At 65.2% G+C, this 14,907-nt stretch carries 13 protein-coding genes and 1 pseudogene; 10 read left to right on the forward strand and 4 right to left on the reverse strand.

Annotated features, from left to right (window positions below):
* Positions 1–221: 221 nt before the first annotated feature.
* The 3 genes from IPJ87_02150 (at position 222) to IPJ87_02160 (ending at position 4,360) form a co-directional block, all read left to right on the forward strand.
* Positions 222–689: a hypothetical protein gene (locus IPJ87_02150; protein ID MBK7940675.1), complete on the forward strand. Its 468-nt coding sequence runs from the start codon at positions 222–224 to the stop codon at positions 687–689.
* A 253-nt stretch (positions 690–942) separates the two neighbouring features.
* A complete protein-coding gene (locus IPJ87_02155; GenBank protein ID MBK7940676.1) occupies positions 943–1,965 on the forward strand; it encodes a T9SS type A sorting domain-containing protein in 1,023 nt (340 codons plus the stop codon).
* A 190-nt stretch (positions 1,966–2,155) separates the two neighbouring features.
* Entirely contained in the window at positions 2,156–4,360 is a 2,205-nt protein-coding gene (locus tag IPJ87_02160) for a tail fiber domain-containing protein (GenBank protein MBK7940677.1), read from the forward strand.
* Positions 4,361–4,447: 87 nt separating this feature from the next.
* Here the strand turns inward: IPJ87_02160 and IPJ87_02165 are convergent, their stop codons facing one another.
* The 3 genes from IPJ87_02165 to IPJ87_02175 all read right to left on the reverse strand — a co-directional run bounded on the left by IPJ87_02165 (position 4,448) and on the right by IPJ87_02175 (position 7,081).
* Positions 4,448–5,197 (reverse strand): hypothetical protein, encoded by a 750-nt coding sequence (locus IPJ87_02165; GenBank protein ID MBK7940678.1) that lies wholly within the window; start codon positions 5,195–5,197, stop codon positions 4,448–4,450.
* Positions 5,198–5,232: 35 nt separating this feature from the next.
* A complete protein-coding gene (locus IPJ87_02170) occupies positions 5,233–6,363 on the reverse strand; it encodes a peptidoglycan DD-metalloendopeptidase family protein (protein ID MBK7940679.1) in 1,131 nt (376 codons plus the stop codon).
* A 130-nt stretch (positions 6,364–6,493) separates the two neighbouring features.
* Positions 6,494–7,081, reverse strand: a complete 588-nt coding sequence (locus IPJ87_02175) for a nitroreductase (GenBank protein ID MBK7940680.1) — start codon at positions 7,079–7,081, stop codon at positions 6,494–6,496.
* An 81-nt stretch (positions 7,082–7,162) separates the two neighbouring features.
* Between IPJ87_02175 and IPJ87_02180 the strand changes: the two genes are divergently transcribed.
* From IPJ87_02180 to IPJ87_02205, 6 genes and pseudogenes are all read left to right on the forward strand, one after another.
* Positions 7,163–8,167 (forward strand): T9SS type A sorting domain-containing protein, encoded by a 1,005-nt coding sequence (locus IPJ87_02180; protein ID MBK7940681.1) that lies wholly within the window; start codon positions 7,163–7,165, stop codon positions 8,165–8,167.
* A 43-nt stretch (positions 8,168–8,210) separates the two neighbouring features.
* Positions 8,211–9,209: a T9SS type A sorting domain-containing protein gene (locus tag IPJ87_02185; protein MBK7940682.1), complete on the forward strand. Its 999-nt coding sequence runs from the start codon at positions 8,211–8,213 to the stop codon at positions 9,207–9,209.
* Between the two features lie 39 nt (positions 9,210–9,248).
* Positions 9,249–10,337, forward strand: coding sequence for a VWA domain-containing protein (locus IPJ87_02190; protein ID MBK7940683.1), 1,089 nt, complete (start codon positions 9,249–9,251; stop codon positions 10,335–10,337).
* Entirely contained in the window at positions 10,334–11,317 is a 984-nt protein-coding gene (locus IPJ87_02195) for a T9SS type A sorting domain-containing protein (GenBank protein MBK7940684.1), read from the forward strand. Before IPJ87_02190 ends, IPJ87_02195 begins: the two co-directional genes overlap by 4 nt.
* A pseudogene (locus tag IPJ87_02200) lies at positions 11,314–12,823 on the forward strand (sigma 54-interacting transcriptional regulator). The gene IPJ87_02195 and the pseudogene IPJ87_02200 overlap by 4 nt, the downstream one beginning before the upstream one ends.
* Positions 12,820–13,413 (forward strand): CPBP family intramembrane metalloprotease, encoded by a 594-nt coding sequence (locus IPJ87_02205; GenBank protein MBK7940685.1) that lies wholly within the window; start codon positions 12,820–12,822, stop codon positions 13,411–13,413. Before IPJ87_02200 ends, IPJ87_02205 begins: the two are co-directional and overlap by 4 nt.
* A gap of 4 nt (positions 13,414–13,417) precedes the next feature.
* On the opposite strand, the gene IPJ87_02210 is transcribed toward IPJ87_02205, so the two are convergent.
* The gene (locus tag IPJ87_02210) at positions 13,418–13,831 is read right to left on the reverse strand and encodes a hypothetical protein (protein MBK7940686.1); all 414 of its coding nucleotides are present in this window, start codon (positions 13,829–13,831) and stop codon (positions 13,418–13,420) included.
* Between the two features lie 45 nt (positions 13,832–13,876).
* Here IPJ87_02210 and IPJ87_02215 point away from each other — a divergent pair, with 45 nt between their 5' ends.
* Entirely contained in the window at positions 13,877–14,905 is a 1,029-nt protein-coding gene (locus IPJ87_02215) for a tetratricopeptide repeat protein (GenBank protein MBK7940687.1), read from the forward strand.
* Positions 14,906–14,907: the final 2 nt, after the last annotated feature.

Below are 14,907 nucleotides of genomic sequence, written 5' to 3' on the forward strand. Positions count from 1 at the left end.
CTCCGAGATGATCCCGATAAGGCTGGACGATCATCCCGAAGTTCAGCGAGCCCAGAGCGCGTTGCCCGGGCGGAAATGGTGATCGGATCCCGTTGCTGCTCTGGAGATCCCGGTACAGAAGCATTGCCGGTGAATACCGCGACTTTTCGACAGCGGGAACCAATGCGTCGATCGTGCATTACATTGGATGCCCTTGGCGTCCTGTGCCTCCATCCAGGTTCATGAAGCATCGCATGCCCGGCTGCACTGCGGAGGCGTTTGCTAGCGGCGGAGGGCTGGAAACCGAAAGCCTACAGCGGGCGGCCGGAAGCCTTCAGCGGGTGGCCGGAAGCTGGAAGCCTGCGGCTGGAGGCTGGAGCTGGAGGCTGAGGCCGGAAGCTGGCGGCTGGAAGCTGGAAGCCTGCGGCTGGAGGCTGGAGGCCGGAAGCTGGCGGCTGGAGGCTGGAGGCCGACAAGCCTGGGACCTACCAAGGGGTACTTCGAAGAACCTCGAACGGATGGCGCACGCAGCTATCGTTCGGTCAGACGAGGCGCTCCGAAAGGAGGATACTGAAACGAAGTATCCGACTGAGGAGCAACGAAGTATGACCGAAGGAGAGCAAGTGTATACGGCCCGAGAGCCTGCCATGAACGCCGCCGGAGCGAGGTTCTTCGAGGTACCCCAAGGGAACCTCACCAACGATCGATGAAAGAAGCCCCGGCGCTTGCAACACCAGGGGCCTCGGTTACTCATGTTCCACCTAACCCTCGCTAAAAGGGAAACGAAACAGAGCAGCGCGAAGATAAGGTGCCACCGCCGAGCCACCCAGGCAGCGCCGGGCCGTGCAGACACGGTCTCTCAGCGGAGCCTTGCCGCACCCCGCGACGGACAAGGACTTGAACGGAGCGGAAGAGGACCGGAATGATGCTCCCGGCTACTAGGACGAACAGAACTTTCGACTGATGAAGCGATCAGGCCTTGCCGCAAACTACGTTACAAAAACGATCCGGGACGTGATAACCGCCTCGGGTCTGTTGACCTGCGGTGTAGCACAAGGCCAGAACTGGGTGCCCAACCCGGGGTTCGAAGAGGCGGATACGTGCATACACCAGCTTGGTCCCGGTGGCTTGCAGGATTGGTACAGCGCCTATCTGCATTTCGATCGCTTGCAGGCTTGTCTTGCGTATGGAAGCACGAATGGATTACCGATGAATGCATTCACTTTTCAGGATCCCTTCGAGGGTGGATCGTGCATCGGGCTATTCTCGTACCACCTGAACGGCTTCGAGCAGCAGCGCGAATGGGCCATGGTGCCCTTGTTGCAACCTTTGGAGGTGGGCCAGATGTATTACTGTAGTTTCCGGGCCAACGCGGCTTTCGGGGGCAATGCGCAGTATCCCACCATCTGGCTGGCCAGTAGTAACATCGGCATGCTTTTCACTACGTACGATCGGCATTGGTACCAGGGCGATGCGTACCCGGCACCGCTGAACATGGCGCATGTGTTACGCACCCAGGTTCTGTCGGATACAGTGGGCTGGACCTTGGTGAGCGGCAGCTTTGTGGCGGACAGCGCCTACACCTACCTGATGATCGGCAACTTCTTCAGCAATGCGCTCACCGATACACTGCATTTCGCTGATCCGGATTCCGTATTCCCCTGGTATCCATGGGGCTATACGCTGATCGATGCGGTGTGCGTATCGCCCAAACCGATGGGCTGCGATCTGGGCCAGGATGTAGAAGAGGTGAAGGAGGAAAGCGGGGTCCTGTTCCCCAACCCGGCGAGCGATCAGTTGTTCATTGTCGGTCGTACCGGTGCAGAATACCAGGTGCTGGATGCGCTGGGCCGAGCCATGGCGCAGGGCAGGGCGCTGAACAATCGCTGGGGGTTGGATGTGGGCGCATGGCCACCTGGCGCATACATCATGCGCTTGGCCACGGCGGGAAGGATGGAAGTTCGAAAGTTCGTTGTAGCGGAATAGGGAGCATCATCCCGGTCCTTTCGGAAATTACTTAAAACGAAAGGACATGAGAACGAGGGTTTTACTTGCACATGCCTTGTGCGGTGTGTGCCTGCTTACGGCGCAGCGCGCCGGTGCGCAGGCAACGGTGCTTGGGAATTTGGGCGGGCCTGGCAACTATTCTGGCTGGAACGGCGCGAGCACCCTTCCCTTGGAGGTCCGCCACAACGGCAACCAGCCGATCCAATGGTGGACGGACAGCATCCAGCGGATGCAGTTGTATCACACCCGAACGGGCACCTTGCAGCTGCTCGGCGGTGGTTCGATCAACGTGCAGCAGGATGGCTACCTCGGCTTGAGCGGCACCCCTGGGTTTTTCGCCACGAACGGATACGGGCCTTTCTCGCGATTGCACCTGGCCGACCTGGACCCCAATAGCGAGGGCCAGAACCACTACAACCAGCCATGGGGATACCGCAGCTGGATGAAGAACGGCGTCACCCTGACCGGCAACCACGATCACGCGTACATCGGCCAACGCTACTACGGGCACGACAGCACGGACCTAGTGATCCACTGGAGCGATAACGCCGAAAAGAGCCCCTTCGGTCCTGATCGGTTGCGCTTCATCTTCACCACGGACAACACGGGGGCGACCCAGGGTTCGCGCAGCCAGGAGGGCCTGGAGTTCATGCGCATGTATCCGGTGAACCAGAACCAGGGCTTCGTGGGCATCGGGGATTTCGCGCGGCCGGGGATATCGCCCGATCCGGAGCCCAGCGAGCGGTTGGACATCCTGGATCAGACGATCCGCATCCGGCGGTTGGTCCCGGATTACGAGGACGACCAGTTGGACCGCCTGGTGGTGACGGACGCCAACGGCCGGTTGCATTGGAGGGATGTGAGCAGCCTGCCTGCACCGCCGGACAATTGCGAATGGACCATGGGCGTCAACCCGAACCCCAATCACGTATGGACCGCCGTGGGTCCTGCGGATCCGGATTGCCCGGATGGCGAGGATAACGTCGGGATCGGCACGAACAGCTTGGTCGGAGGCACGAAGCTGAACGTCATCGAGAACACGCCCCATGCCAGCTTGTCCAACAGGGGCATATTCGTGCGCACCGAGATCCCTGCGGGTTCCAGCGGAGCGGGCGCCACGTGCGTGGGGGCTCGCGCAGAGGCGGCGAACGCTGCGACGAACGTGGGCCTGCTGGGTGCCGCCATCTCCTCCAACACGCTGTCGGCGGGCATCAACTATGGGATCGAGGGAACGGCGACCGCTTCGGGCACGGTGACGAACAACCATGGCGGGCACTTCACGGCCGCAACGGCCAGTGGTGTGGCGGTCACCGCGAACCGTGGGGTGTTCTCCCGAGCGACCAATAACGCCGCAAGCGCACTGAACTGGGGCGGTCAGTTCGAGGCCTATAGCGCGGGCACCTCCGCGTCGAACCGAGGGGTTGAGTCCTATGTGCAAGGCGACGGCACCGCACAAACGAATTTCGGCCTGCGGAGCTACCTCTGGTGCCCGGGTGGGAGTTCGGCCAACTTCGGCGTCTGGAGCCGGGTGGATGCGCCGAGTTCAAGCAACAACATCGCTGTGTACGGCGCTGTGCCCGACACCTTGGCCAACAATTGGGCCGGCTTCTTCCAAGGGCGCGTGCAGGTGACCGGCAGCATGTGGAACAACGGGACCTACATCTTCTCCGACGCGGACATCAAGACCAACGTGGAGGACATCGAAGGACCGACAGCGGCCGATCTGCTGGGTCAACTGATGCCTCGTTCGTACAACTACCAAAGCGCGCAGTACCCGCAGTTGTATCTGCCCGGCGGAGAGCAGTACGGTTTTCTTGCACAGGAGGTGGCGCAGGTGATCCCGGCGGTGGTGAGTAGCACCACCGTACCCGAAGAGGTGGATAGCCTCGGCCAGGTGATCCATCCGGAGATGGACGTGGAAGGCATCAACTACACGGCGATGATCCCGTTGCTCGTGGCGGGGTTCAAAGAGCAACAAGCCACCATCAGCAGCTTGCAGGACCAACTGGCCGCCGTGCAACAAGACCTCGCTTCGTGCTGCGCCGCCCATGGCGAACCGGATCAACGCAGCATGAACCCAGGAGCAGGAGGTGCAGGCGCGGCCGAAGTCCTGCGCACCGACCTCTTCATTTTGCCCAACCCGGTGGCGGACCTCACGCAGCTGCGCTACACGGTGGCCGTGCCGGGCCGCGCGCGCCTGGAGGTCAGCGATGCCCATGGCAAGCGGCTGGAGGTGCTGGAGGAGGCCGTGCGTGAGGTGGGGACGTACACCCGCGATTGGACCACGACCGACCTGGCGCCGGGCACCTACCACTGTACCCTCTACCTCAACGACAGCTTCGTGGTGAAGAAGGCCGTGAAGGTGGCGCGGTAACCTTTTGCTGAACCTTGGCCGAGGGCCGCTTCGCGTTCGCGGGGCGGCCCTTGGTGCATGGGCCCATGGCCGCATGCCCTTCCCGCCTCAATTCCCCTTGCCCCGCCGCTGGCGGCGCTCGGCGCGCCGTTGGGGATCCTCGTGGAAGAAGTAGCGCAGGTCCACCGTGAGGTAGCTGCCGCTGAGGCCGGTGAGGAGGGCGCGGCCCACGCTGTTGGCATCGAAGTAGGTGAGCTCGGCCACGGCCATGTCGTCGAAGGCGCGGTGGTAGGTGGCACCGAAATAGAAGTAGCCCGAGCGTTCGGTGCGGTACTCGAACCCGATGTTGCCCACCGCGCCCACCTGCAGCCAGTTCCTTCGGAAGAGGTAGGCCCGCGCATCGTCGGTGTTGTTGATGGCGTCGCTCGGGTACATGTCCAGGCTCGCGCCCAGGGCGGTGTTCATCCAGGTGCGTTCGCCGAGGCGGATGTAGACCAGCAGCAGCACGGGCACCTCGTAGCCCACGTAGCGGATGCGTCCGCTGCCGGCGATGTCCACCGTGTCGTTCAGCAGTTCCCAGCGGTAGTTGCGGCGGATCTGGTGGATGCCGGTCTCCAGCGACAGCATGCGCGTGAACCCGTGCCGCACCTGCATGCCGAAGCCGAACCCGCCGGTGAGCTCCACGCTCCCGCTCAAGGCACCATCCTGCACCTCCACGCGCGGGTCGAAGAAGGACAGGGGCACCACCGGCTTCACCTGCATGCCGAACGTGGTGACGCCTTGCTGGGCTTCAGCGCGCAGCTGGAGGAACAGGAACAGGAACAGAAGAAGGCGCAAGCGCAGGAGCCACGCTGTCATCCGTGCCGTCGGCGCGCCAGCTTGGTGCAGGCGCTTCAGCGTCCCGAACGCTCGTCCACCAGGAGCTGTTGTCCCACGCGGAGGATCGAGCGCCGGGTGATTCCGTTCAGGTCGCACAGGGCTTGGATCGACGTGCCGTATTGCTCGGCGATGGCGTAAAGATGGTCACCTTTCGCCACCGTGTGGAAGTGCGTGCCCTTTGGATAGGCGGCGTAGGCGTGGCGCGTGCGCTTGATCACCAGCGTGTCGGCCTGCAGGGTGCCGGTGGACAGATCGATGATGCGCGCCGGGTCCAACGGCATGCCGCGGAAACGCACCTCGAAGTGCAGGTGGCTGCCCGAGGAGCGACCGGAGCTTCCACCGAGGCCGATCAGCTCGCCCGCATCCACCACATCACCGGCCTTCACCTTGAAGCGGTGCAGGTGCGCGTAATACGTTTCCAGGCCGTTGTAATGGCGCACCACCACCACGCGGCCGTAGCCGTTCTGCACACCGGCATGGCGCACCACGCCCGGGAAGGCCGTGCGCACGCTGTCCCACACGTCCAGGTCCAGGTCGATGCCGTTGTGCGGGCGGCCGTCGCGCCAGCCGAACCGCGAGGTGAGCGGACCGTTCACCGGCAGCGTGAAGCCGCACTGTGCTTCGCTGTCGATCAGTTGTAGCAGCAGCACGCTGTCGTGCACGGCGGAGGCGGGCGTGCAGGCATGCACGGCCAGCGTGTTCCAGTCGGCGTACAGGCCAGTGATGTCGTGCGTGGGGTCGTCCAGCCAGGCCAGCAGGCCACTGCGGTCCACCTCACCCTGGGTGGGCATCTGGGCGCTGTACAGGTTGATCTCGTTGATCAGTGCGTAGGGCACGGTGTCCAGTTCGAAGAGGGAGTCGATGAGCTGGATGATGCCGCCCTCATCGAGCCCGCGGATCCGTTTGTAGAGCGCCAGGTCGCGCAGCAGATCGGCCGGAGGGTCCGTGAGCGCGCACAGGGAATCGAGCATCGCATCGAGCCGGTCGTCGGTGAGCGCTTCGCCTTCGGAGAGGGTGCGATCGCCGTACATCACCAGGGCGGTGAGGGTGTCCGTGCGCAGGGTGTCGCTGCCGGGCGGAACAGCGGCGAACGCCCGCCCGGTGAGGCCGGCCAACAGAAGGGACACGTGCAGGAGCGCGCGCATGCGGGCGTGTGTACGCGTGAGGGGGTGGCGAAGATACCCGGAGGGGTGCCCTGTTCCCGGTCCATCGACCAGCGCGACCATCCGATCGCTGGATCGCTGAAAAGATCGGACAAAGGAGTGCGAGGCGGTCCTACACCTCCTGCCAGGACATCACATCGGGCAAGGGCTTGCGATATCCCTTGGGCCAGTCCGCCGCCGGGTAGCCGATGTAGAACAGACCCATGCAGCGGTCGCCGTCGGCCAGGCCCAGGAAGCGGCGCATGCCATCGCCGGTGACCACCGCACCGGTTCCCCAGAAGCCGCCCAGCCCGTAGGCGGTGCAGGTGAGGTGCATGTTCTGTACGGCGCAGGCCAGGGCCAGCTGCTCCTCCAGCTCGCTGATCTTGCCGCGCGGGTCGCGGGCCAGGCCCAACGCCACCACCACGCTGGCCTGCAGCGGCCGTTGGACGGCGTTCTCGTGCTTGCGCGGCATGAACTTCTCCGGCGGGGTGATCCGGGTGTACTCCTCGCCCATGAAGGCGGACAGCCGTTGGCGCGCATCAGCGGCGAACACGATGAACCGCCACGGTTGGGTCATGCCGTGGTTCGGCGCCCAGGTGCCGTTGGACAGGATGAGCTCCACCATGTCACGCTGCACCACGCGGTCGCTCATGTCCTTGGGGTGGATGGTGCGGCGGTCGCGGATCACCGCGGTGAGGTCACTGACGCTGTGGCGCATGGGTGTGGGCGGACGGTCCCGCGGGGCAGCGAAAGTACCGGTCACCGCATCTACCTTGCGCCACCCTATCCCGGCATCCCCATGCAGCGCACCCTCACCCTCTCCCTCCTGGCCTTCATCGCCGCTCCGCTCCTGGCACAACCCACGATCGAGGCCTCCGAGAACCAACCCGGGATCGGCGACGCCATCACGGTGAACACCGGTGCGTACACCAGCGCCGGCGCTGCGGGCAACAACCAGACCTACGACTTCAGCACGCTCACCAGCGCGGGCACCCGCACCTGGACCTACATCGATCCGGCGGTCTACCCGGACGCCGGCACGCTGTTCCCGACGGCCAACATCGCCATGACGGACGGTGCCACGGACACCACGTTCTTCGCCATGAGCGGCTCGGCCCTGACGGTGGTGGGTGAGGATGCCGCGTTGCTGGGATTCGGCTATACAGCGCCGATCGCCCAAGGCCCGGACCACATCCGCTGGCCGGCCAGCCTCGGCACCAATTGGTCGGGTCCCATCTCGGCCACGTTCGACATCGATGGGGTGGGCACCTTCACCCGATCGGGCAGCTACACGGCCGTGGTGGATGGCGCCGGCACACTGGTGCTGCCGGGCGGCACGAGCATGGAGGTGATCCGCGTGCGGTTCACTTCCAACGAGGTGAACGCCGGTACTTTGGTGACGGTCACGCGCAAGAAGGAGATCTACAGCTACCACACGCGCTTCAAGGCGCATCCGGTGGTGCGGATCATCGCCGACTCCCTCAGCTCGAACATCGGGCCCTCGCTCAACACCCTGGTCACCGAATGGCTCGATGTCACCGAGGTGGGCATCGGAGAAGCGGATGCGCTGAACATCGATCTGGCCCCGAACCCGGCGAAGGAGCTTGTGGTGCTCACCACGGAACGCCCGGTGGTGGCGGTGGAGCTGCGCGATGCGGCCGGTCGCCTGGTGCCGACGAGCGCGGCCCGCATCCAGGGCACACGCGTCGAGCTCGGGCTTGCGGGCCTGCGACCGGGCTTCTACCTGGTGCAGGTCACCGCTGCCGATGGTGGCCGGGCCACGCGCCGCCTGGTGGTGGAGTGAGCCGGCACGCGCGCCGGATTACCTTCGGGCAAACCGAAGCCGCATGAACCGGACATTCCTCCTCGTGCCGATCTGCACCTATGTTTCCGCAGCCCTGGCGCAGCCCAACCTGACCCTGGCCACCCAGCAGCCTGCGGCGGGCCAGGTCTTTGAGAACCTGAGCAGTGCCGCACTGCCACCGGGCAACAGCGGTCCGAACCAGACCTACGACTTCACTTCCGCCGCAACGAGCTCCGGCCCGGGCTTCACCTATGTGGTGCCCAATACCGCCCCCGGTGCATCCTTTTTCCCCGCAGCCACCGCCTGCTCGGATAACGATGGCCTGGCCTACATCTTCGAGCAATACACGAACCAAGGGGCTTTTCTGCTCGGGACGGAAGTTGCCGGTCTTGGACGGACGGTCTACGGTGACCCGCTCCAGCAGCTGAAGTTCCCGCTCACCTTCAACACGAGCTGGACGGACAACTACAGCGCCAGCGTGGACATCTCGGGGCTCACGGGCACCATCACGGGGGATCAGAGCGCGGTGGCCGATGGCTACGGGACCCTGCAACTCCCCTGGGGCAACGTGCCGGATGTGCTTCGTGTGCGCGTGACGCGGAACGAGACGGTGGTCTTCGCGGGCAACACCACGGTCGCGGAGTTCGAGTTCCACTACTACCTGAAGTCCGGGATCGCGGTGCCCGTGGCGCAACGCGTGACCCAGACCACCACCGGCACCGGTGGCACCCAGGTGAACGAGTCCCTGAACTACCTCACCGAGGCGTCCATGGTCGTGGGCCTGGAGGAGACCGATGCCGCCCTTCCTGTGCGCATCGCACCGGTGCCCGCGTCAGAGCGGCTTACCGTGGCCCTGTCCGATGCGGCGATCGCCACCGTGGAGGTGAGCGACATGGCCGGTCGTGCCGTGTCCGTTCCTGCTCCGCTGGCCGGAGCGCGGGAGGCGGTGCTCGATGTCAGTACATGGGCCCGTGGGCCCTACGTGCTGCGCATCCTGGCCACCGATGGCCGCGTGGCCGTGCGCACCATCGCGGTGCATTGAGCCGAACCGATACCGCTTCATGGACGTTCCGTTTCTTCGATGCCCGGCCACCGCTTCTCGAAGTACATCCCGCCGCAGGACGAGCGTTCGCCCTTCGAGAAGCTGCTTCCGCTCTTCCTGGAGCTGCTCACGCACACGAGCGGCGAGGTGGAAGAGGCCTTGGATTGGATGGACCAGCTCGACAAGGAACACGGCTTCTACACAGCTGAGTATGGGCGCAAGGAGTTCGAGGACGACCTGCGCAAGCACGGCATGATCGGCAGGCCCACCAAGGGCGGCAAGGCCCCGCTCACCAGCAAGGCCGAGAAGCTCATCCGTGAGCGCGCGTTGGACCAGGTGTTCGGCAAGCTGAAGAAGGTGGACCGCGGCAACCACGCGCTCCGCCGCACAGGGCAGGGCGACGAGCCCACGAGCGAGCGGCGCAGCTATCGTTTCGGCGACCGCCTCGAGCAGGTGGCCATGAGCGACAGCATCCGCAACGCCCAGCAGCGGGGGCTGGATGACCTGCACCTGAGTGAGGACGACCTGGAGGTGATCGAGACCGAGCACCAGAGCGCCTGCGCCACCGTGCTCATGATCGACATCAGCCACAGCATGATCCTGTACGGAGAGGATCGCATCACACCGGCCAAAAAGGTGGCCATGGCGCTCGCCGAGCTCATCAAGCGGCGCTACCCCAAGGACACGCTGGACATCGTGGTGTTCGGCAACGACGCGTGGCAGGTGAGCCTGAAGGACCTGCCCTACCTGCAGGTGGGGCCCTTCCACACCAACACCGTGGCCGGGCTGGAGCTCGCGATGGACATCCTGCGCCGCCGCAAGGTCCGCAACCGCCGCATCGTGATGATCACCGACGGCAAGCCAAGCTGCATCAAGAAGGACGGCGAGTACTACATGAACAGCTTCGGGTTGGACGAGTTCATCGTGGCCCGCACGTTGGATGCGGCGGTCCGCGCGCGCAAGGCCGGCATCCCCATCACCACGTTCATGATCGCGCGCGACAGCTACCTGCAACGCTTCATCGAGCGCTTCACCGAGGCCAACCAGGGCCGTGCGTTCTACACCGGCCTGCAAGGCCTTGCGGACATGGTGTTCCGCGATCACACCACCAACCGAAAGGCGTCATGAAGCTCGTTGGCCACCTCCTGCTCTTGCTGGGCGCACTTGCTGTTGAACCGTCGATCGGGCAACCCGTTCTCACGGTCGGGAACAGCGTGCCTACGTCGGGGGAGTCCTTCGTTGAACTGGTCGGTGCGGCCATGGATCCCGGCGATGCTGGTGCGGGCGTGGTCTGGGACTTCACCGCCTTTGTTGCCCAGGATACCTTCGGCTTCAGCTACTCGAGCCCACTGAGCGACTCCATTGGAGGGTGTCCGTTGATGTCACCCCCGGATCTGATGGGTGGCCACCTTATGGTCGGCCAAGACCCCTTGTCCGTCAGGGTGGAGCCCTGGTTCGGCTACCCCATAGGCACGCTGCCGGTCATCAGCGAACTGGCCATCACGCTGATCCCACCCATGGCCTTCGGCGACGTGGTGCCCAGCACGCACCTGCTCCGCCTGATGGACAACGGCTGTCAGAGCTTTCCCGTCCACCGTGCGGATACGAGCGTTGCAGATGCCTACGGGGCATTGCATCTTCCGTGGGGGACCTATGGCCCGGTGCTTCGCATACGTACCACCAGTGAAGCGTTCGCTCCAGGCGCTGCACCGTTGATGGCGTACCGTTATTATTTGCTGGGCACCCATCATCCGATGGTGACGATCGCTCAAGGATTCCCGGTGTATTTGGACACGACATGGACCATGCGCGTTCTTGATCCAGCCTCGATCGTCGGGTTCGTGGACCACCAACGCTCCGGTGGGGCGTTCCGGATCTGGCCGCAGCCAGTGCAGGACATCCTACACGTGAGCGGCCCACCCGGGCCATCAGCTCAGGTCATATGGGAGGTCCTGGATGCCAGCGGCCGACGGTTGCGGCAATGGAGCGCGATCGAGGGTCAGGAGGGCGTGGATGTCTCCTTTTTGTCGAACGGGCTTTACGTGCTCCGCGTTCTAGGCCCGGACGGCGCCCGTCTCACGTCCACGTTCATCAAGAACCACCCATGACCGGAAGGCCCCCCTCCACCCTCGGCGAACTGAAGAAGAGCGGCTACCGCCCGCGCAGCGTGAAGGAGGAGCTGCGTGCCAACCTCATCGCCCGCATCCGGACGAAGCAGCCGCTGTTCGAGGGCATCCACGGTTACGAGCACACGGTGGTGCCGGCGCTGGAGCGTGCCATTCTCGCCGGCCACAGCATCAACCTGCTCGGCCTGCGCGGGCAGGCCAAGACGCGCATGGCCCGATCGCTGGTGCAGCTGCTGGACGAGTGGATGCCCGTGGTGGCCGGCAGCGAGATCAACGACGACCCGCTGGCGCCCATCTCGCGCTACGCGAAGGACCAGATCGCCATCCACGGTGACAACACCCCGATCGTGTGGGTGCATCGCAACGATCGCTACACCGAGAAGCTCGCCACGCCCGATGTCACCGTGGCCGACCTCATTGGCGACAGCGACCCGATCAAGGCCGCCAACCTGAAGCTGGACTACAGCGACGAACGCGTGATCCACTTCGGTCTGGTGCCCCGCAGCAACCGTGGTATTTTCGTCATCAACGAACTGCCCGACCTGCAGCCGCGCATCCAAGTGGCGCTGTTCAACATCCTGCAGGAGGGCGATGTGCAGATCCGCGGCTTCAAGCTGCGCCTGCCGCTCGACATCCAGTTCGTGTTCACGGCCAACCCCGAGGACTACACCAACCGCGGCGCCATCATCACGCCGCTGAAGGACCGCATCCAGAGCCAGATCCTCACGCACTACCCGCCCACCATCGAGCTGGGCATGCGCATCACCGCGCAGGAGGTCCGCAGCCCACAAGAACAGGCTAGGCGCGTGCGTGTGCCCGACCTCATCCGCGTGCTCGTGGAGCGCATCGCGCTGGAGGCCCGGGAGAGCGACTATGTGGACCGCAAGAGCGGGGTCAGCGCACGCCTCACCATCAGCGCGTTGGAGAGCGCGATCAGCGCGGCCGAGCTCCGTGCGCTACGCACCGGTGAGGAACGCACCACCGTTCGTATCGCGGACCTCTTTGCCGTGGGCCCGGCGATCAACGGCAAGATCGAGCTGGTGTACGAAGGGGGAGCAGGAGGGGGCCGAGAAGGTGGCGCGTCATCTCCTCTCGCAAGCCTTGCGCCACGTGTTCCTCGAGCTCTTTCCCGATCCGGAGAAGGCCCACCGGCGGGCCAGGGCCGATGGCAAGGGCCGCACCGCGCCGGACCCCTATGCCGGAGTGGTGGCCCACTTCGACGACCATGCGGTGGAGCTGCCGCAGGACGCCCCGGACGCAGTGTACACCCGGATGGTGCAGGAGGTGCCGGGTCTGGAGGACCTGGTGCGCTCACGGCACGCCTACCTCGATGCGGTCGAGCGGCCCGTTTGGATGGAGTTCGTGCTCCACGGGTTGGCGGAACTGAGCCGTGTGGGCCGCACCGACCTGGACGGCGTCACCCGCTTCAGCGACCTGATGGGCAGCGTGTTCAGCGGTGAGGAGGACAACGGGGAGGGCGATCGATGAGCGCAGCGCGCGGCACGGCGCACATGGTGCTGCTGCTGTCGGCCGTCACCCTGCTCGTGCTCGGAGGCATCGGGGTCTGGCTGATCGCATCAGTTCAGGAGCGCGAGCTCGTGGAGGTGATCGGCCTGGGGCACCCCTGGTGGCGTTCGCTTGCCATCGGCGCCGCGCTGGGCATGATCACGGGAACGGGGGCGGTCCTTCTGCTCCGTCAACCGCTCCTGCGTCCGGTGGCCATGCGCTATGCCGCTCTGCTGGGCCCACTGGTGCCGAAGCGATGGCATCATGTGGTGCTTTCCCTGGCGGCCGGGGTCGGAGAGGAACTGCTTTTCCGAGGAGGGCTGCAGCACTGGCTGGGCGTGCCGCTCACGGCCTTTCTGTTCGTGGCGCTCCATGGTTACCTGGACCCGCGCGACCGCCGGCTCACGCTCTATGGTCTGTACCTGGTGGTCTGTATGCTGGCCTACGGCACCGTGGCCCGGGCCTGGGGACTGCTGCCCGCGATGGTGGCGCACACCATGTTCGACCTGCTTCTGCTGGACCGGCTCCGGGCCTGGCACCGGAGCGGGCCCGACGATCGATCGGCCGAATGACCGGTCAGTCCTGCGGGTACTTGTGGATGTCCTTGTAGTCGTCGTCCATGTCCGACTTCACCCGGTGCATGCGCACGCCGAGCATGGCCAATTCGCGATGCCCGTGCTTCAGCAACCAATCGAAGGCATCGCGGTCGCCATCCCCGGTGAGGGCCAGCTGGCGCAGGACGCCGTGCCCATGCCGCTCCAACCAGTCCAATGCGCCTTGGTCGCCTTCGATGCCCGCGATCACCGCCATGAGATGAGGGTGGCCATGGTCCAGCAACCACTTGCGCGCGTCCTGCTTGTTGCGCAAGGCGAAGGTGAAGACCCCGAGCTCGGGGAATCCGTTCTTCAGCAACCAGTCGCGGATCGCCGCATTGCCGCTGATGGCCTCGCCCCAGGCGAGGAGGACCTTGGTGGGATAGCTGGTGCGCATGCGGCCGGTCAAAGCTAGAGGGCGGCCGAACGATACCTTCGCCGCATGCGGTCGCTGATGGTGGTCATGGGGGTCCTGGGCGCGCTTGTGGCGGGTGCGCAAGGAAGGAACGAGAACGAGCTCGGGAAGGTGCGTCGCCTGCTTGATCAAGGCAAGGTGTATCCGGCCCTTCGGCGCTGCGACGGCCTGATGACGCGCGACATGGCGAAGGCACCGGTGTTGCTGTTGCGCGCAGAGGCCCATGCGCGGGTGCGGTCCTTCCCGGCCGCGTTGGAGGATGCGCAAGCGGCAATGGCCGGCGGTCTGGATGAGCGCGGTGGCCTGCAGGCGTGGTTCTGGACCGGTATGTCCTGGCTGGGCCTGCAGCAGGGTGACAGCGCCCTGCACGCCTTTCAGCGCGCCACGCCCGGACCCGAACGGGACCTGCGCACGGCCATGGCGTTGTCCTTGACCGGGAGATGTCAGGAAGCGATCTCCCTGTATGACGCGCTCATCGCAGCGCAGGAGAGCACCGCGGCTTTGCGGGAGCGCGGCGCCTGCCTGGCCGCTGCGGGGGATACGGCACGTGCCCGGGCCGACCTGGACCGTGCCATCGCGTTGGACCCGCGCGACCCGGTGAACTGGAACAGCCGTGGCTTCCATCGTTGGGCCCTGCACGGCGACCATGAGCGCGCCCTCGCCGACTACGCGCAGGCCATCAAGTTGAACCCGAACTACACCTACGCCATCAACAACCGCGGCTACAGCCGGCTGAAGCTGGGGCAGGTGGACAAGGCCCGCCGCGACGTGCTGCTTGCCGGTCGCCGCAACGCGGATAACCCGTATGTGGACCACAACCGCGGGCTGATCGCCCTGGCGGAAGGCGACAGTGCGCGGGCCTGCGGGGCGTTCCGCCAGGCGGAGGCGAAGGGAGGCACACCGCTCTACGGCAGCGAGCTCGACGACCTGTTGAAGACCTGCCCGGCTCCGGTCCGACCGGACGGAACGACGGCCCCGGGCGCTCCGCCCAGCACCCCGAACGCACCCACCAAGGCCCCAGAGCGCAACGCCCCGGGCGGCCGCAACGCACCCTGACC

The organism is Flavobacteriales bacterium (assembly GCA_016713875.1).
Classification (GTDB): Bacteria; Bacteroidota; Bacteroidia; order Flavobacteriales_F; family PHOS-HE28; genus PHOS-HE28.